The 19,731-nt window shown below is 41.9% G+C and carries 17 protein-coding genes; 9 read left to right on the forward strand and 8 right to left on the reverse strand.

Annotated elements, in window-relative coordinates; genetic code table 11:
* Positions 1-208: 208 nt before the first annotated feature.
* Genes NIE32_RS01420 through NIE32_RS01430 form a run of 3 tightly spaced genes read right to left on the reverse strand, consistent with a single transcriptional unit; the run spans position 209 to position 3,550 of the window.
* Positions 209-1,423 (reverse strand): hypothetical protein, encoded by a 1,215-nt coding sequence (locus tag NIE32_RS01420; protein ID WP_253052243.1) that lies wholly within the window; start codon positions 1,421-1,423, stop codon positions 209-211.
* Positions 1,416-2,609: a DUF58 domain-containing protein gene (locus NIE32_RS01425; RefSeq protein ID WP_253052245.1), complete on the reverse strand. Its 1,194-nt coding sequence runs from the start codon at positions 2,607-2,609 to the stop codon at positions 1,416-1,418. Before NIE32_RS01425 ends, NIE32_RS01420 begins: the two co-directional genes overlap by 8 nt.
* A complete protein-coding gene (locus NIE32_RS01430) occupies positions 2,606-3,550 on the reverse strand; it encodes an AAA family ATPase (protein WP_253052247.1) in 945 nt (314 codons plus the stop codon). Before NIE32_RS01430 ends, NIE32_RS01425 begins: the two co-directional genes overlap by 4 nt.
* A 178-nt stretch (positions 3,551-3,728) precedes the next feature.
* Here NIE32_RS01430 and mutS point away from each other — a divergent pair, with 178 nt between their 5' ends.
* A complete protein-coding gene (mutS, locus tag NIE32_RS01435) occupies positions 3,729-6,353 on the forward strand; it encodes a DNA mismatch repair protein MutS (protein WP_253052249.1) in 2,625 nt (874 codons plus the stop codon).
* Between the two features lie 21 nt (positions 6,354-6,374).
* Complete coding sequence (gene mutL, locus NIE32_RS01440; RefSeq protein WP_253052251.1) at positions 6,375-8,243, forward strand: DNA mismatch repair endonuclease MutL; 1,869 nt, start codon at positions 6,375-6,377, stop codon at positions 8,241-8,243.
* A gap of 28 nt (positions 8,244-8,271) precedes the next feature.
* Here mutL and NIE32_RS01445 read toward each other — a convergent pair whose 3' ends face one another.
* From NIE32_RS01445 to NIE32_RS14165, 5 genes are all read right to left on the reverse strand, one after another.
* The gene (locus tag NIE32_RS01445; protein ID WP_253052325.1) at positions 8,272-8,421 is read right to left on the reverse strand and encodes a hypothetical protein; all 150 of its coding nucleotides are present in this window, start codon (positions 8,419-8,421) and stop codon (positions 8,272-8,274) included.
* A gap of 137 nt (positions 8,422-8,558) precedes the next feature.
* On the reverse strand, positions 8,559-8,753 hold the full coding sequence (locus tag NIE32_RS01450; RefSeq protein ID WP_253052253.1) for a site-specific integrase: 195 nt from the start codon (positions 8,751-8,753) through the stop codon (positions 8,559-8,561).
* Between the two features lie 391 nt (positions 8,754-9,144).
* The gene (locus NIE32_RS01455; RefSeq protein ID WP_253052254.1) at positions 9,145-10,089 is read right to left on the reverse strand and encodes an exonuclease domain-containing protein; all 945 of its coding nucleotides are present in this window, start codon (positions 10,087-10,089) and stop codon (positions 9,145-9,147) included.
* 84 nt (positions 10,090-10,173) lie between these two features.
* A complete protein-coding gene (locus tag NIE32_RS01460; RefSeq protein ID WP_253052255.1) occupies positions 10,174-10,845 on the reverse strand; it encodes a DUF3298 and DUF4163 domain-containing protein in 672 nt (223 codons plus the stop codon).
* A gap of 46 nt (positions 10,846-10,891) precedes the next feature.
* Entirely contained in the window at positions 10,892-11,020 is a 129-nt protein-coding gene (locus tag NIE32_RS14165; RefSeq protein ID WP_290443375.1) for a hypothetical protein, read from the reverse strand.
* 449 nt (positions 11,021-11,469) lie between these two features.
* On the opposite strand from NIE32_RS14165, the gene NIE32_RS01465 reads away from it, so the two are divergent.
* From NIE32_RS01465 to NIE32_RS01495, 7 genes are all read left to right on the forward strand, one after another.
* Positions 11,470-11,805: a phage holin, LLH family gene (locus NIE32_RS01465; protein WP_253052256.1), complete on the forward strand. Its 336-nt coding sequence runs from the start codon at positions 11,470-11,472 to the stop codon at positions 11,803-11,805.
* Positions 11,806-12,215: 410 nt separating this feature from the next.
* Positions 12,216-13,232 (forward strand): zinc-dependent alcohol dehydrogenase, encoded by a 1,017-nt coding sequence (locus NIE32_RS01470; protein WP_253052258.1) that lies wholly within the window; start codon positions 12,216-12,218, stop codon positions 13,230-13,232.
* Between the two features lie 8 nt (positions 13,233-13,240).
* A complete protein-coding gene (locus NIE32_RS01475; RefSeq protein ID WP_253052259.1) occupies positions 13,241-13,996 on the forward strand; it encodes a glucose 1-dehydrogenase in 756 nt (251 codons plus the stop codon).
* Positions 13,997-14,487: 491 nt separating this feature from the next.
* Positions 14,488-15,075 (forward strand): glycerol-3-phosphate responsive antiterminator, encoded by a 588-nt coding sequence (locus tag NIE32_RS01480; RefSeq protein WP_253052260.1) that lies wholly within the window; start codon positions 14,488-14,490, stop codon positions 15,073-15,075.
* A gap of 225 nt (positions 15,076-15,300) precedes the next feature.
* On the forward strand, positions 15,301-16,131 hold the full coding sequence (locus NIE32_RS01485; RefSeq protein ID WP_253052262.1) for an MIP/aquaporin family protein: 831 nt from the start codon (positions 15,301-15,303) through the stop codon (positions 16,129-16,131).
* Between the two features lie 27 nt (positions 16,132-16,158).
* Positions 16,159-17,664 carry a glycerol kinase GlpK gene (gene glpK, locus NIE32_RS01490; protein ID WP_253052264.1) on the forward strand — a complete coding sequence of 502 codons (1,506 nt, stop codon included), beginning with the start codon at positions 16,159-16,161 and terminating at the stop codon, positions 17,662-17,664.
* Between the two features lie 187 nt (positions 17,665-17,851).
* A complete protein-coding gene (locus NIE32_RS01495; protein WP_253052266.1) occupies positions 17,852-19,546 on the forward strand; it encodes a glycerol-3-phosphate dehydrogenase/oxidase in 1,695 nt (564 codons plus the stop codon).
* Positions 19,547-19,731 lie beyond the last annotated feature (185 nt).

Genomic DNA, 19,731 nt, shown 5'->3' on the forward strand with positions numbered 1-19,731 from the left:
AGAAGGGGCTGAGCCACTTCTTCTTTTTTTAGTTGTGTTTAGACGATTTTAGAGAAAAGATAATCGGGAAACATAATTATTTTGGCAAATGAAAAAAATCTTGGTCTAGTGAACCAGATCAAGATCATTTTTTTATCAATAAGATGCTGATTGAATTTGAATGAATAAAAAGCTTTCTGTATTTTGATTTTAACTCAGCCGAATCGTTTTACTTGTTTTTGGTTTTTGCACTTAATTCGAGGATTTGCTTTTTTGCTTCTTTTATGGCTTGAAAGAATGCTACCTTTTCCGAGTCAGTGAGTGTATTTTCGCCATACCGGACCTTCTCGTATGCTGAAGTTAGGGTGCCGGTTTGAGGAATACATAAACGCTCTAACCATTCAGAAAGAGATTCCGAACCATAGCGACCTAATTTATGTTTTGAAGCCTTCTTCTGAAGCTGAAAAATCGCACGACGTACCTGGTTTTTCGGTATAGAACGTCGATGTAGAAATCTTTTTGAGCCTTGCCCTGAAGAGTGATCGAATCGATCCTGAATGATCACTCCACCATTAACTTCATTTTGTTTTTGCACCAGGTTTTTCCGCTTTGCTTTGCGATAAAGCAAAAAAGCAAAAATAAGTATGGCTACAACAATCAGAATACCCATGAGTTGATCAAAGCTAAGGAAAGAGAAAGGGCTTGAGAATGAGGATTGTGGTCCATTCTTCTGCCTTGCTGCACTGGAACTCTGGAGGGCTTTATGGATACGGCGCGCAGATTCTAAGTTTGATAAACTGCTGAGCCAACCAAACAGAAGGGTTGCAACACCATACGTAATCGGACGAACGATAAGATTGAATATGGTGTTGTAGACCATTTCAACCCACGGTTTAGCAAAAATTACGATCGTGGTAAGAACTGCGGAAGCAGCCAAAAAAGTACCGGAGCTGATCAAGAGCCAGCGACCTTCTTGCTTATGAAGATTCAAACTGATCCAAGAGATGCTCGCCATGATTTCAATCAGAAGCAGAAAGAACAAAGAGACAGGTTGTCTGATCACGGCGAAAAGTACATAAATGATGACAACAATCGCAAAAAGCAAGATGAGCAGTGAAAGTCGATCAGATGATTGTTTTTGTTCACGCTTGACTGCAAAATAAGTGATGAGCGCGGTGAGCGTCGCACTTGCGAGCAAACTCATATGGACAACGACTAATGCCAATAGACCGATTAGTAAAGAGACCATAAGTAAGGAAAAGGCATCCGCATGCTTCCTTCGTTTTAAGAAGACGATTAAGAGACTATGAATAACCGCAAAAGCCATGAATGGAAGAACGATCATCCATTGATTCGGCGAGAACGGGAGTAAGATCAGGTAACAAAACAACCATTCACATAGAGTATAGAGAAGAATAGAGAGTATTCTTTTTTGATTAGCCAATCGCTGCGCCTCCTCTCCCCATATGCTCGAGATGATAAATCCCGTTGTCTTCTTTTAGTATGTAGATCTTATGCCCATCTTTCATCCATTTGGCAAGCCACGGTGCACCTAATTCTGGTTGATCGAGTGTCAAGATGAAAAGGGCCTGAGGCCGATGCAACCGTTGATCAATAATCCGCATTGCTTCAGGAATTGCTGTTTTTATTTGCCAATGTTGTAGAAAGGAAAGCAATTCCCAAGCTTGTTTTAATTGTTGGCCGCTTTGGTCTTGATCGATTCCCAATAGTTTCTTTCCCATCGTTTTGCTATTCGTATAAATAGAAAACTCGATTTGATGTTTTCGTGCGTATTGAGTCATCCATGCTGCAACAGAGACTCTTTCTTCAAAGTCATTAGCACGTGAATGAATTGAATGATGTGATGAATTTAGAAATATGAGTGTCCAATTTTGATTAGTCACATGATCATATGTTTTCGTCTGAAGTCGTCCAATTCGTGCACTGGCTTTCCAATGAATATGTTTAAAAGGGTCGTGTGTTGCATAATCTCGAATTCCTGATGGCGATGTGTCATCCTGAAAATATGAACGTGCGATTGGTTGATTACCCAGATCATGTGGGTAGTCAACATTCAGCTGAATGGGTTCTGGTCGTGGGTACACAATGATCCTGCTCTTCAGCAATTCACGGAATTGAAGCACACATGAGTTGATGTGGAGAGGATCCGAGATGACCAATTCAAACGAGCGAATCCGAGTCGTTCCTCTCGCCAAACCCTTAACAGGGCAACCGACGAACACCTTCTTTTGTGGTGGAGTAGTGAGGAAAAATGTATACTCGGGTTCTGCTGATTCTTGATTATTCGGATGAAACGTGACTATTGGATCGGCAACGATACGGCCATGTATTCCAAAAAAGGGAATGTGTGACGAATTAACAAAGGCAATGTTGAGCGACCCTTGATCGCCAATTGACAAGCGTACACTATGATCAACATTGTCAATGGATAATGTTCGAATCATATAGGTTAGGTATTTTTTTGATAGAAAGGCAATGCAAATGAATCCCACACCGGTGAGTGTGATCAGGTATGTATTTCTGAAAAAACCGATAATCAGAACAATGATTCCAAACAAATAAAAGAGCGATTGATTCCGAGTCTGCCACTCGGTTGCGTAGCCCCTCATTTGACTTGGGTTCCTGATTCAACAGGGACATCACAATGAGCAAGTATGTCATCAATGACTTGTCCCTTTGATGCGTGTACTTCGCCTTCCATTGATAAAACAAGCCTATGTGCGAGCATATAAGGTGCCATCGCCTTGACATCCTCTGGAACAACAAAGGTTCGTCCGGAGACCAGAGCTTTTGCTTGAACACCGCGCATAAAGGCAAGCGTTCCCCGAGGACTCACACCATTTTCCACCCAGTCATGCGCACGTGTTGCACGAACGATATTTAATAAGTAATTTTCAACAGACTCTTCAATATGCACGTGCCTGACTTGCTCCTGAAGCTTGGTGATCGTTGCCCTGTCAATAACCGGTTCAATTTGATTGAGTGGGTTTCCGAGCTGGTGAATGTGAAGCATTTCTTTTTCTTCATCAAAACTTGGATAACCAGAAGAAATTTGCATAAAGAACCGGTCCATTTGAGCTTCTGGAAGTGAAAAGGTTCCTTGAGATTCGATTGGATTTTGAGTAGCGAGAACAAGAAAAGGTGCTTCAATAGGAAAGGTTTCTCCCTCAATCGTTACTTGTCGTTCCTCCATGACTTCGAGTAAGCTCGATTGTGCCCGTGGTGTTGCGCGGTTAATTTCATCTGCGAGCAGGACGTTCGTCATCACCGGGCCGATTTGGAGTTCAAAGCTTTGTGTTTTGGGGTTAAAAAAACGGATTCCGGTGACATCTGATGGAAGAAGATCAGGCGTAAATTGTATGCGTCGAAAGCGCCCTTTAATCGATTGAGCTATTATTTTTGCCAGCATTGTTTTTCCTGTTCCGGGGACGTCTTCCATGAGAAGGTGTCCCTCACAGATCATCGTGATAAAAAAGAGTGTCACAATCTGATCTTTACCTATAAGAACTTTTCGAACGTTACTTTTTAATTTTTCCAACTCTTCAAGCATAAGCACACTCCCAAACATCATTAATTTTTTATATTATATCACTTAACGTTAAGACGAATAGGACAGACACATGAATATGACGCTCCTGATCAATCAAGACACTGGGAGTAATCAGCCTGTGCTATAATAATAAGATCATCAATACAATCGGACGTAGGCAAGGTGGAGTGGACAGACAATGAGTTATACACCAATGATTCAACAATATTTGGCGATTAAAGCGCAGTATCAAGATGCATTCTTGTTTTTTAGACTTGGTGATTTCTATGAAATGTTTTTCGAAGACGCAAAGAAGGCATCTAAAGAACTTGAGATTGCTTTAACATCACGGAATGGCGGAAAAGACGAATACATACCGATGTGCGGTATTCCTTATCATGCAGCCAAGCAATACATTAAAGTCTTAATTGATAAAGGCTATAAGATTGCCATTTGTGAACAAATGGAAGACCCGAAACAAGCAAAGGGCATGGTTCGCCGTGAAGTGATTCAGATGATCACGCCAGGAACGATAATGGAAGATGAGTCTCTTCAGCCTAAGAAAAATAATTATTTAGCTGCGCTAAGCGGCTTTGATGACGGTTCTTTTGGCTTTGCCATGAGTGATCTGACAACTGGAGAAACACGTGTGACTTTGATTGCTTCATGGGACGGTGTGATTCAGGAAATGGATGCAAACGATGTGCGCGAACTGGTTCTCGCACCTAAGTTTGCTCCGGATAAGAAAGAAGAATTGGCTGAACGGCTCAACATGACATTTTCGGAATGTGAACAAGACAATGTCCCTGAAACATTAAAGCATATTACAGTTGGTATTGATCAGGATAAATTGCTTCACCCGCTTGGTCGTTTGCTGAATTATTTAGTGAGCACCCAAAAACGGTCTCTAGATCACCTGCAACAGGCCGATGTCTATCATATAAATGAATTCATGATGATTGACCTTCATTCGAGAAGGAATCTCGAGTTAACACACACCAATCGTGAGAAGAAAGTCTATGGATCGCTCCTCTGGCTATTGGATGATGTAAAGACGGCAATGGGCGGGCGACGACTGAAACAATGGATTGAGAAGCCATTACTGAATCAAACAGAGATTGAGAAACGAATGGATGCGGCTGCTGCATTAAAGGATCATTTGCTGGAGCGGGAGACGTTGCGTTCCCTGCTTGGTAATGTATATGATCTTGAACGTTTGGTCGGACGCGTGTCTTTCGGCAATGTCAATCCGCGTGAAGTGGTTCAACTCAAGCGATCATTAGAACAAATTCCTGAGATCAAACGGACCTTATCAGAGCTTGGCGAGGAATCGTTATCTAAGTACGAGCAGGAAATGGACCCATGCGCTGAAGTCCGAAAATTGATCACCGAGGCCATTGTGGATGATCCGCCATTTACAACTGCTGATGGTGGCATGATTAAGAAAGGGTATAACGAAACCCTAGATCAATACCGCGATGCGACGACACATGGGAAACAGTGGATTGCTGAACTTGAAGCACGCGAGCGCGAGGAAACCGGTATTAGGTCTCTAAAAATTGGCTATAACCGGGTTTTCGGTTACTATATCGAAGTTTCACGACCAAATTTGAAATTGATTCCAGAGGGGCGCTATGAGCGTAGGCAGACACTTTCTAATGCGGAGCGTTTCATTACCCCTGAACTAAAGGAAAAAGAACGGATTATCTTAGAAGCGGAAGAAAAAAGAGTTGGTTTGGAATTTCAACTCTTCGGTGATGTCCGCATGCAAATAAAGGAACAATCAGCGCGTTTGCAGAAATTGGCGCGGTTGGTTAGCGGTTTAGATGTATTACAAAGCTTTGCATCGGTGAGTGATCGCAATAGCTATGTCCGTCCTCAGTTTTCAAAAGATCGCACATTATCGATAACGAATAGCAGACATCCGGTGATCGAAAAAGTGATGCGCAACGGTTCTTTTGTAGCGAACGACATCAACATGGATAAGCATTGTGATCTGCTGATGATTACCGGTCCCAATATGGGCGGTAAGAGTACCTATATGCGTCAAGCAGCACTTACGGCAATCATGGCACAGATTGGTTGCTTCGTTCCTGCCGATCAAGCCATTGTGCCGGTGTTTGACCAAATTTTTACTCGAATTGGTGCAGCGGATGATTTGGTTTCCGGGCAAAGTACATTCATGGTGGAAATGGATGAAGCGAATTATGCACTCAGCCACGCAACGCAGAATAGTTTAATTCTACTCGATGAAATTGGACGAGGAACATCCACTTATGATGGCATTGCCATTGCTCAAGCAATTGTTGAATATATCCATGATCATATTGCGGCAAAGACCTTTTTCTCAACACACTATCACGAATTGACCTTCTTGGAAGAGAAGTTGGATCGGCTGAAGAACATCCATGTGGGTGCGATGGAAGAAAATGGAACTGTTGTATTTCTGCACAAGGTGCTGAGTGGACAAGCGGATAAGAGCTATGGGATTCATGTAGCTAAACTGGCGGGATTGCCGGACAATCTGATTGAACGTGCAGACGAGATTCTTACAGGACTTGAAGCATCTTCCTCCAATAAAATCCAGTCGGTGGCCCCGGTTTCCTTTGACCCTGCTGGAAAAGTAGAGGCTGCGGCAACTGTTGAAGAAGAACCCGAACAGCTTGCCCTTTTTGCTGAACCTAAACATGCAGAAGAGGCACCTGCCCTCAGTAAACGGGAACGAAAAGTACTGCATGACCTTGATAAAATCGAATTGTTAACGATGACTCCGATGGATGCCATGAATACGTTATACCAATTACAAAAAGACCTAAAAAAATGAGTGTGAAAGGAGGAAATGCATATGGGCGTGGTCAAAAGACTCAGTGAAGCACTCGCAAATAAAATAGCGGCTGGAGAAGTTGTTGAACGCCCGGCGTCTGTCGTCAAAGAACTTGTGGAGAATGCGATTGACGCGGAAGCGACGTCGGTGACGGTCGAAGTCGAAGAGGGCGGACTCAAATCGATTAAAGTGACCGATAATGGTCAAGGTTTTGCACCTGAAGATTGCCAAATCGCCTTTGAACGCCATGCAACAAGTAAAATTCGTGAGGACGCCGATCTCTTTCACATCGCTACGCTTGGCTTTCGTGGTGAGGCGCTGCCAAGTATTGCTGCAGTTTCTTATCTTGAACTCACAACTTCTGACGGAGAACATCCAGGTACACATCTTGTTCTTCAAGGCGGACATATTATTCAATCGGGCATTGCACAGAGCAGAAAGGGCACAGAGATCAAAGTCGACCGCCTGTTCTACAACACACCGGCACGCCTAAAGTACTTGAAGAGTATTCACACTGAGCTCGGTAAAATTAGCGATGTCATCAATCGTATGGCTTTAGCTTATCCGAACGTTCGTTTTACGCTCATCCATGAACAAAAAACGCTTTTTCAATCAAATGGGAGCGGTGATCTGAGTCATGTATTAGCAGCCATTTACGGCGTACGTACGGCAAAATCTGCGTTCAATTTTTCGGGTGAATCTCTCGACTTTAAAGTCGAAGGACTAGCTGTTCATCCACAAATTTCTCGTGCAGGCAGGCAATATGTCTATATCTTTATCAATAACCGTTTCATTAAGAACTATCCGATCTTTAACAGTATTATGGATGGCTACCACACCTTGATGATGATTGGCCGTTACCCAATCTGTGTGCTCCATATTCAGATGGATCCATCACTTGTCGATGTTAATGTCCATCCGGCTAAACTCGAAGCAAGAATTAGTAAAGAGAAAGAACTTTGTGTGCTCATTAGTGAAACCATCCGTTCAGCTTTCCACCGTGAACGACTGATTCCATCGGTTTCAGGGAAGCCGCATCGTTCTACTGAAAAGCCCAAAAATGAACAGCAAACATTGGATTTTTCGCCCTCTGCCGAAATCGGACCTGAATTTTCAGAGCCGGAAGAACGAGCAATAGAATCATTCTCTAAACCCACTTTTTCAGAAGAGGTCCATGAACCGGAAACAAGTGACTTTGCATCACTTAATAATTTCGATGAAATCGCGACTGCTTTTCAAACAACCGCGCAACAGAATGATGAAGGAATAGAGTCAGAGCGAGTCGAACCGGATAATGAACCGAAGAGGCGCATGCCTAAACTGTACCCAATCGGGCAGATGCATGGCACCTATATTTTCGCTCAAAATGAAGACGGGCTGTATATCATCGATCAGCATGCTGCACAAGAACGGATTAAATATGAATATTTTCGTGAAAAGGTTGGAGAAACAGCACGAGAGGTGCAGGAATTGCTCGTGCCGATGACGTTTGAATTCAGCGCTTCGGAATATGAGACCGTTGTTGAATACCAAGAGTACTTACGTGATATTGGTCTGAGTTTCGAAGAATTTGGCGCACGCAGTCTGATCATTCGATCCTATCCAACTTGGATGCCAAAGGGCAAAGAGGAAGAATTGATTAATGACATTGTCCATCAATTGATCGAAACAGGGAAAGTCTCGATCAAGAAATTGCGCGAGAAGTTGGCCATGATGATGTCTTGCAAACGATCGATCAAAGCAAACCACTACCTTCGATCAGACGAAATTCAGGCACTGCTGGATTCACTAAGCAAGGCAAAAGATCCATTTTCCTGCCCTCATGGCCGGCCAGTACTTGTTCACTTTACGCCCTACGAAATGGAAAAGATGTTCAAACGCGTGCAGTGACGGGGTTTTCAGAGGGGTATATGCAAATTTAATACGTCAGATACGACTGCAAGTTGTTGATCAATTTGTCTTCCAAGTTCTTAGTGAAATAGAGGTATACATTCGCTGTAAATTCAACACTGCTGTGTCCTAGACGCTCACTCACGGATTTGATATCAACACCACTCTCAAGAAGCATGATTGCATGTGGATGTCTTAGGACGTGAGGAGTGAGATGTTTGTCCAAATCCGTTTTAGCTAAGCATATCAATGATTTTGTTCACGCCATATTCGCCCATCTCAGTGCCGTTGGGAATCGTCAGCAGGTACTCAGATTCAAAATTGTGTTTGTGACTTAACCGATATTTCTTTTGCGGTTTGGTACTTCTTCAGTACGGAAACAAGAATGTCATCAATGGCAATCGTTCGTATACTTGGTTTTTGGTAAATGTTCGCCGGTGTGGTCACGAGATTTGGTAATGCAAATATTTTTTTAACCAGGTCCACATCGTTTAGGGTTAGAGCAAGCATTTCGCCCTTCCGCATGCCTGTCCGTAATAAAGGGAGGCAATGACAAAGTGATGAAAAGGAGAAAGACGAGCTGCTCTCATGAAAACAGAGACTTCATCACGAGTCAGATGGTTGAGTTTCACCTCATCATCGTCAACGATGGAGATAGTATGGAACTTGTTAATTGGGATTAGTTCCAGTTCAACCGCTTTATTAAACGCCGTGCAAACGATTGAGTGAATGGATTGTACGGTTCTTTTTTTATACTTTTTTCGAAGCTCATTGATGAACCGTTGATATTGAGTCTTTGTGATCCCACCGAGTATAAAGCCAATCCTCTGCGGCACTTTTTAGTTCACTTAGCTTTTGATCCAGACGAACAAAAAGATCCAACATTCGTTTTAATGTTTTATCATCCATTTATCATTTTTAGAAATTCATCTTCATCCATAATTTGAATATCTAATCCGTCAGACAATAGCTGTTCAACTTTTTTTATTTTACTTGATTTTCCGTCCGAACCAACTACTTTTGGATCTTCTTTTCCAACGACTAGAACATTTGTCATTTTGTTAATTCCTTTTTGAGGGTTGCCACCGGCATTTATCACATGTTGCATCGCATTTTTCCTTTGCATGCTCAATAATTTCCCCGTGAATACCACACTCTTACCATAAAAATAACCAGCTGAATTCGCATCTTTAGCTTTGCTGAAATCCAGTGAATTAAAGAGATCCGAAGAACTTCCTGACGAGTATCTTTTTCTGAATGGTTTCCAACTTTCATCTTGATTGACATGTCCGAATTGTGGATAGCCAGCTAATTTAATCAGTTCATCCAGGGACTTTGCGTTAAATGCTCTTGCTAATTCATTTACTATATATGAACATGCTTTGCAGTCTTCCAAAGCGTGATGGTGTTCAAATGATTGGTAACCAAAGTAATCGGCGACTTTATTAAGTTTGTAAGATAACAATTTTGGATCAATAAGAGATCGAGAGAGAGAGTAAGAATCAAAGTAATCGAATTCAAAGTGGATCCCATACCTTTGATTACTTTCTCTTATTACACCCGTATCAAACGGTGCAAAATGGGCAACTACAGGAAGATTATCAACGAAATTTTGGATGTTTTCAGCAGTTGTGGGATAAGTTGGCGCACTGGCAACATCCTCTTCGGTAATCCCATGGATATATGTGTTGTACGAGTCAAAATAAGTTTCAGGATTAATTAGGCTGTAATAAGAATCGGTAATTTTGCCATCTATAACTTTTAACATGCCAAGTGAACAAGCTGATGCACGAGATTCGTTTGCCGTTTCAAAATCAATGACAACATAATTCAATTCATTCAACATAGATCACTCCTCAATTAATTCTGATTTATGGTAAATTTTATATAGTTAAGCTTCTTCTTGCAAAGAAAAAGTAGGTAGAAGTCATTACTTTAGGTAAGATTTTGGGATTGGTATATAGGCAGGACCGTAGGCATAGGGACGAACCTTATACACTTGAAAAACCACTGTAAGCCCTTGATTTGTCCAGAAATAAGTATGCCCATAGATAAATGTACTATTGCTGGCAAAGGGATAGCTTTTTTTCCTGTCCTTCATATAGTTTAGAGCATAAGCATTTGCTTTTTTGTACTGCTCAAAGCTTGAAAAATTAGATCGGAGTGAACGAGATTGTCCTGTGTTTGTATCGAAATTAAACCCTTTAATGTATAGAAACCCATCCGCGTCGCCGGCATAGCCAGAATTTGTTGTTAAAATGCTTAGTTTTCCATGCGTGTGATAAACGACTTTGTAGGTCAATTTTTTAAAGTAGGGCTTAATACTTTTATTTTGTGTTTTATCTAGTTTGTATTGCTTTACTAACCTGTTTTGCTGTTGATAAACGATTTCTGCGTATTTTCTTAGTGCGGTGTTTATTTTGGTTTGCGCGTTCTTATTTGCTAATCCTTTAATTTGAGGATACTTAAGATTTTTGGTTTTGAAAAAATGTGTCTTTATGGTGCCAGCGTATTCTGCCTCACTTTGTTGCGGAGAGCATCCGGAAAATATCAAACTTGCAAATAAAGCTGCGACGATCACTAAATAATGGCTCCGTTTCATGAGAATTCCTCCTCTGCCAAATGGTAAGCATTGTAAGTGTCTTCACTTACTGCTGGTATTGACTCATACACGGTTTACCTGCTTGAAAATCTACATATTCGAAATGGTCATCGTCTAGAAGCTGATGAATGCCACTTCCAACTGGTTCTTTATCATACTCCTCCGTCCGCTCCACTTTTCAGCACCTTCATTCATATCATGGATTACTCAATCTCATACCTACGAATTAAAAAAAGGCGATTCTCTTTAGTCGATAACAAAAGCAAAGGAAGCAGCGGTGAATAAACTTAATTAGGAGAATAATTTGTGCCTGGACACAAATTCTCTGTTTTTGATAACCAGACTTTGAGCCACTCCGATCACATCATCGTGAGCCACTCTTGACTTTTGAATTGGAAATTTTGGGATGTCTTGACATGGAGCCTCTAGAGGCATGACTGCTCTCGAAAAGTATCGCACCAAGGTTTTTCGAGCAGCGGAAAGTTTATCATGCCTCCCTCTCCATGTAAAGACAATGCTCCAACTGGAAATGGAGTGGCTCACGTTTTTATGAGCGAGGTGGCTCTATTTGAAGTATCAAAAACATTCTCCTGGCAATAAGTTGAACGATTGAGGGGTGGTACCATGCAGGAATTTCTGAAATATGTGGTTGATCCGGTCGCATCCGTTGTGATACCGGCGCTTGTCGCTTATATTCTAAATGTGGGTGTCCCATATATTATAGATAAACTGATGAAGAGCAAAGCAGCGTTCTTGGTTAAGGCTGCTGAATCAACTTTTAGAGGCAGTGACAGAGGCGAAGAAAAATATGAAGTGGTAGCGGATAGCCTTCTCAGGTTTGCGCGTAAGCGTTTGCTCTATTTTATTAAAGATGAAAAACTAAAAGCGTATATTGAAGCAGCTGTAACAGAGCTGCATGCAGAGCTGCCTAAGGCGATTGAGAAAACAAAAAAGCGGTAGAATCATCAGATTAGCTGAACATAACCGTTCATTCTTTCATCCCCCGACATAACATGAGCCGTTACTATTCCCCCAATCTATACGCGGGGGATACATAATTTGTAGTTTTATAATCGATTCAATGAGATTTCACTAGCTTTTAGGTAATAGGTTCATATAAACCAGCTAATCCCCTTGGCATACCTGCCAAATGGTAATCAATAACCTTCATAAAGGTTCCTATCACAAAGAATTGTAATAATCTCATCAAGAAGTAAATATCCATATTAAATGAAAACGATTACAATGTGATTGTTTTCATTGCAATTTCAAAGCTCTTGACGTTATTTCTTTGTTCCTGATGATGTTTTAAACCGTGAATAGATTTCTCTGTACTAAGCTATTAAAATACTTAATAAGGGGAATGTGTCATGAAGGCAGGTTTATATCTCTCAGAAAAAAATGTAGCGATTGACGAACTGAAAAAGCCGGGAATTCAAGAAAATGAGGCACTGATCAAGGTATCCTACGCAGGAATTTGTGGAACGGACATGATGATTTACAAGGGGAAACATCCAAGAGCGAAAGCTCCGCTTGCAATGGGCCATGAATTCAGTGGGGTAATCGATGAAATAAATGGAAATTCAAGTTTTCAAGTGGGCGATCGCATTGTCGTCGAACCGACGATTAGTTGCGGACATTGCGCAGCATGTCGATCAGGAAATCCTCATGTCTGTGATTCATTAGGATTAATCGGGATTGATTGGCATGGGGGTTTTGCGGAATATGTATCCGTACCATTGGATCGATTGCATAGAGTCCCTGATTCTTTAAGCGATGCTTTTGCGGCGTTAGCAGAACCTTTGGCCGTAGGAATTCATACAGTTAGACGCTCAAAGTTGAAAGTCGGAGACACCGTTACGATACTTGGAGCAGGCCCTATCGGGTTGATTGTTGGTCTTGTATCAAAACTGGCGGGTGCTGGGAATATTTTTATCTCAGACGTCAGTCCATTCCGTTTGAGTAAAGCAGAAGAATTAGGATTTATTCCTATTGATGCGAAGAAGGAAAATATCGTTGATACAGTGAAGCAGGCGACGAATGGGAAGGGTTCCGATATTGTTTTTGAGGTAGCGGGGACAGATATCACGACGCAGCAAATGATCGATAGCTGTAAGACACAGGGACATATCGTTGTTGTCAGTGTATTTAAACACAAACCTATGATTGATCTTGCCGCCATGCATTTCCGGGAACTGTCACTAACCACAACAAGATGCTACTCCTCAAGTGATTTTGAAACCGCAATACAAATGATGGCAACGGGACAGATCGATGTTGAACCACTCATTTCGCATCAACTTCCATTAGAGCAAATAAAACAAGGTTTTGAATTAATGGCGGATCCTGAGCAATCGTTAAAAATATTATTTCAACCGAGTAGATAAAGGTGGCTATGACTATGTTTCGACTAGATGGAAAAATTGCAGCAATAACAGGCGCGACAAGAGGAATTGGACGAAAAATGGCGATTGCACTAGCAGAAGCGGGAGCAACAGTCGTTTCTCTTCAACGTGACATAGAAAACACGTCCGTTCAGAAGGAAATTGAAGAATTAGGCTATAAGAGTGCGAGTATTCCCTGTGATTTAGAAGATGAAGCACAGGTTAAAGCAGTGATACCGGCGGTGATCGACAAATTTGGAAGCATTGATATTCTTGTTAACAATGCAGGGATCCAGCGTCGTTCACCGGCTGTCTCTTTTAAAGAAACCGATTGGGACGATGTTATTCAGGTAAACTTAAAGGCAGTGTGGCTATTATGCCAGGGTGCAGGAAAATTCATGGTCGCACAAAAAAAGGGCAAGATAATAAACTTGGCATCACTGAATTCATTTCAAGGCGGCATTAATATCCCTGCCTACGCATCTGCTAAAGGTGGAGTTGCCCAACTGACGAAAGCCTTGGCAAACGAGTGGGCAAAAGATAATGTAAATGTAAACGCTATTGTTCCGGGTTATGTTGCAACCGATATGAATCACGCACTAATTAATGACAGCGTACGAAGTCGGCAAATTTTAGAACGCATTCCTGCAGGAAGATGGGGAAAACCTGAAGATTTTATGGGGGCTGTTGTCTTTTTAGCTTCAGATGCGTCAAATTATGTCAATGGCCATTTGTTAGCTGTGGATGGCGGCTGGATGGGAAGATAGACTTTCAAACAAGTAGAAACAGAAATTGATTTTACAAATTTTTCATTGTAACCCCAAAAATCATTAATCATGCATAAAATAATTGGAATCGGATCTTTATTAAATCTTACCCTTTAAAAAGGTAAGGTTTTTTTTAAAGAAGGTATAAATCTAATTGTGTAAAAATGTAGCGAAGATGCGATACGCCTGCGGAGCGTTCCGGATGATCGCGAGCCAAGTGAGACCCCGCAGACAACGTGTTGAACGAGGAAGCTCACAGATCTCCCGTGGCAAGCGAGTAATCGACGCATAAACAATTTAAAAAAAGGACTTGGCTAAGTCCTTTTTTTAAGTAAGACCTACCAAACTCGATCGTGAATTATAAGATTAGAATGTAATTTTTTTTGTCAACTGTTTTTGGGTATCGCTTGGTACACCTTGTGTAAATTCCTGGTTCAAAATATGTTATGATCAAACTGATCTTGGAAGATTATTAGAATTTTAAATATGAATTGGAAGAAGGGATTGATATAATACTATCTGCGATTAATGGTATCATTCCTGCTGTGAACAACATGAAAGACTATGAAAAGCTGCTCATGTCCCCCGTTCAATCTATTATTGTTTTGGATAGTCATATCTCACAAATCGGAGCAATCACCAAGCTAGCAAAACAAAATCAGAAAAATGTCTTTCTGCATACAGATTTCATACAAGGACTGAAAAATGATTTGTACGCAACAGAATTTATTTGCCAAAATATTCGTCCGTTTGGTATTATCTCTACTCGGGCAAATGTCCTTGAATTGGCAAAGAAACGTGGATTAATAACCGTATTGCGCATTTTTCTTCTTGATTCGAGGTCGTTGGACACTGGGTATCGGCTGCTTCAGCAAGTGCAACCTAATTATGTAGAACTTCTTCCAGGGCTTATACCTAAAATGATCAAAGAAGTGAGAGAAAGAGCAGCTGTCCCGGTGATTGCCGGTGGATTGATCCGGACAGAACAGGAAATCAAGGATGCATTGGCTGCAGGCGCATCAGCGGTTTCAACATCAAATCGGCAGCTTTGGAAATTTATTCAATCCACTCAATTGTGAACAAATCTTGACCTTTTTTTAACAATTTGTTGACAGCGCTTACATTTTAGACTATCATCAAAAGTGTCAAGTTAATGATACGCGGATACTGAGATTGGATCTTCCACTTAACAGCAATCTGGACCATGTTTGATGATCCAGACATGCCAAGAGTGGATTTTTTTTGCGCGAGAAAGGAAAGATGCCCAATCCAGTCCGCAATGAATCAACATAGGGGGGAATAGGATGTCCGGTTTCTTAGGCGAGTTGATTGGTACAATGATCCTAATCATACTTGGTGATGGGGTGTGCGCAGGCGTTAGTCTGAAAAAATCTTATGCTAGAAATTCCGGCTGGATCGTGATCACTATGGGTTGGGGACTTGCGGTCGCAATTGGTGCTTATGCGGTCGGCAGAATCAGTGGGGCACATCTAAATCCTGCATTGACTCTAGCACTCGCTTCAACTGGAGATTTTCCCTGGAGCGAGGTCCCAGTATATATTGCCGGCCAGCTCATTGGCGGGTTTCTAGGTGCCTGCATTGTCTTTCTGCACTACCTGCCGCATTGGAGGGAGACGGATGATCCAGGAGTGAAGCGCGGTATTTTCTGCACTGGTCCGGCAATCCCTCATCGTTGGGCCAATTTGCTCAGTGAAATGATTGGGACGTTTGTTCTTGTCGTGGGCATATTGGCTATTGGTGCCAACAAATTTGCTCAAGGGATAAATCCTCTGATTGTTGGATTTTTAATCATTGTGATCGGTATGTCTCTAGGTGGGACAACAGGATATGCCATCAATCCAGCACGTGATCTAGCACCAAGGATAGCGCATGCGATTCTTCCAATTATCGGTAAAGGGAGTTCGAACTGGGGCTACGCTTGGATTCCAGTAATAGGGCCGATTATTGGCGGTGTATTCGGTGCTCTGTTCTACAAAGCACTCTTTATTGGACAAATGACCACGGCTTTCTGGGTTTTTGGTGGCGTAAGCCTGATCGTGATTATTTTTGCTCTTAGAAGTGAACGAAAGTATGCTACACAACGGATCGTACAGGATCAGGTAACTTCAGAATAAATAATTGAAAAGTGAGAGGGGAAAAAAATGGGAAAATATATTCTTGCGTTAGATGAGGGAACGACGAGTGTACGGGCGATGATTTTTGATGATCATGGACGTATCATTCAGACAGCACAGAAAGAATTCACCCAGTTTTTCCCAAACCCTGGCTGGGTGGAACAAGATGCAAATGAAATCTGGGGTGCAATTCTAGCAGTCATTGCCGACGCATTGTCTACGAGTGAAATCTCTCCTCGAGATGTGGCTGGAATCGGTATTACAAATCAGCGCGAAACGACAGTTGTCTGGGATCGGAATACTGGCCACCCAATCTACCATGCCATTGTTTGGCAATCACGCCAAACGGATGAGATATGTCGTGATCTGAAGGAAAAAGGGTACGATGATCTTGTACGTAGCAAAACGGGACTACTGATCGATGCTTACTTTTCAGGAACAAAAGTGAAATGGATTCTGGATCACGTAGAAAATGCTCGTGAAAAAGCAGAAAAAGGTGACTTGCTGTTTGGGACCATTGATAGCTGGCTGATTTGGAAGCTTTCTGGCGGAAAAGCGCATGTCACAGATTATACAAATGCTTCGCGTACGATGATGTACAATATTTATGATCTGAATTGGGACGACGATTTACTTGCGATGCTGGACATTCCGAAGAAGATGCTTCCCGAAGTACATTCTTCCTCTGAAATTTATACCAAAACGATCAGTTATCATTTCTTTGGGGAAGAAGTGCCGATTTGCGGTATTGCCGGTGATCAGCAAGCTGCATTGTTCGGCCAAACCTGCTTTGAGCCGGGAATGGTGAAGAATACGTATGGAACAGGATGCTTCATGCTCATGAATACGGGTGAGAAAGCGGTGCATTCCAAAACCGGGCTCTTAACGACAATAGCTTGGGGTCTAGACGGAAAAATCAATTATGGTTTAGAGGGGAGTATATTTGTAGCCGGATCTGCGATTCAATGGTTGCGTGATGGACTACGAATGATCAAATCATCTCCGGAAAGTGAAAACTATGCAACTCGAGTAGATTCAACCGATGGTGTTTATTTTGTACCAGCTTTTGTCGGATTAGGAACCCCTTATTGGGATTCGGATGCTCGTGGAGCCATTTTCGGTTTGACGCGGGGGACGACAAAAGAACATTTTATACGTGCGACACTTGAATCGCTGGCCTATCAAACAAAAGATGTACTAAATGCAATGGAAAAAGATTCGGGTATTACACTGAATACACTTCGCGCAGACGGCGGTGCATCAATGAATGATTTTCTGATGCAATTTCAGAGTGATATCCTTGGTGTCCCAGTTCAACGACCAACAAACAATGAAACAACTGCGCTGGGAGCAGCCTATCTTGCTGGGCTTGCTGTAGGCATCTGGAAAAACAAGGATGAAGTAGCCCAGATATGGGAACTGGGAAAATCTTATCAAGTAGCGATGAGTGATGAAAAAAGATCCCTGCTCTATACAGGTTGGGCAAAAGCAGTTGAAGCAACACGTGTATACAAGCCGGGGTTACAGGCATAAGCTCAAATTCTCATGTTAAGTGACTTTAAAACAAGCATACTTTTATCTATCTATCTATAAAAACAAGTTCATATCAGGTCGTGACTGAGGAGGGGACCGCCAATCATTTCCGGAATTAAGTGAGCAAAAGCGAACCGGTTTGTATTGGTGGTCCCCATTTTCAATAATTAACTAGGGGGAAGGCATAATGTCATTTTCATCTTTGGAAAGAGATCACTATTTGGAAGAGATGGCTACCCGTCCACTTGACCTTATGGTGATCGGGGGAGGCATTACTGGGGCAGGCGTTGCTCTTGACGCAACCTTACGCGGCCTAAATGTCGGTCTGGTTGATATGCAGGATTTCGCCGGTGGGACATCTAGTCGATCAACGAAACTTGTACATGGAGGATTGCGTTATCTCAAACAACTTGAAATAAAAATTGTCGCTGAGGTTGGTAAGGAACGGGCAATTGTCTATGAAAATGCACCACATGTTACCAGTCCGGAAAAAATGATGCTGCCGATTTATAAAAATGGAACCTTTGGCAGATTTTCTACTTCCATGGGCCTTAAGCTCTATGATTTTCTCGCTGGTGTTAAACGAAGTGAACGCCGCGTGATGCTCAGCCGAAGTGAGACGCTTGAAAAGGAACCGCTTCTGAAAAGAGAAGGGCTGAAGGGCAGCGGATATTACGTCGAATATCGTACGGATGACGCACGTCTGACAATAGAAACAATGAAGGAAGCGGTGCAACAGGGGGCACTCGCGGTAAACTATACCAAAGTAGAGCATTTGATATATGATGCTCATTCACAGTTGACAGGTGTACAGGTGATTGATCAATTGACACAAAAGTCCTATCGTATTTTTGCGAAAAAAATTGTCAACGCAGCAGGACCATGGGTAGATACAATTCGGGAAATGGACCATTCTAAGAAGGGAAAGTACCTTCAACTGACTAAAGGCGTCCATATTGTTATTGATGGCAAACGGTTTCCAATGAAACAATCGCTTTATTTTGATACAACAAATGGAGATAAACGGATGATATTTGTCATTCCACGGGATGGTAAAGTTTACGCTGGTACGACCGATACGACGTATGCCCAATATCCAATTAATCCGAAACCGGATTCAGAAGATAGAGATTATATTTTAGATGCGATTAATGGCATGTTCCCGAGCATTAATCTCAGGCCAGAGGATGTCGAATCAAGCTGGGCAGGTGTCCGTCCATTAATTCAGGAAGAAGGAAAGTCGCCCTCTGAAATTTCCAGGAAAGATGAACTATTCGTTGCTAAATCGGGCTTGATCTCGATTGCAGGCGGGAAATTAACCGGTTATCGGAAGATGGCTGAGCGTGTCGTTGATGAAGTCACGACTCAACTCGAGAGAGAAACAGGCCATCACTATCCATCATGCCAAACTGTTCATGCTGAACTTTCAGGTGGGCATTTTGGCGGTTCCGCAAATTATTTGGACCTGATACGAAAAATGATTGCAAACGGTGAAAAACTTGGGTTGACTGAAGAAGAAGCACAAGAATTGTCTCAAAAATATGGCACAAATACACCAATCCTATTTGAATTGATCCGTTTAAATAGGGAAGAAATTAAACAATATCATCTTACACCATTTGTTTTTGCGACAATAGAATATGCTTTGACTAATGAAATGGCATTTTCTCCAGTAGACTATTTTACGAGAAGAACAGGGAAACTGTTATTCGATATCGATTGGGTGGAAAAATGGAAACGACCGATTCTGAACTATATGGCCGATCGCTTGTCATGGAGGAAAGAACAAATGGAACATTACGAACAAGAACTAGCAGCAGCATTCGATGAAGCAACATTTAAATCTGTGACCCTGGATGAGAATCCTTTAATAGGTCTATGATATTGATCGGTTTATTTGCAAGAATCAAAGCACCTGAGCATTTCAGGTGCCATTTCTTGTTTTGAATAAATTTGGGGATGGTAATGAGATTATGACTAAAAGACCAAAATTGCATGAGGGTAGATGGTACCATTATGTGAACAAAACATCTCTTCAACGTACCAAATCACACTTGAATAGAGAAA

The sequence above is a fragment of the Sporolactobacillus kofuensis genome (assembly GCF_024125425.1).
In the GTDB taxonomy this organism is placed as follows: Bacteria; Bacillota; Bacilli; order Bacillales; family Sporolactobacillaceae; genus Sporolactobacillus; species Sporolactobacillus kofuensis.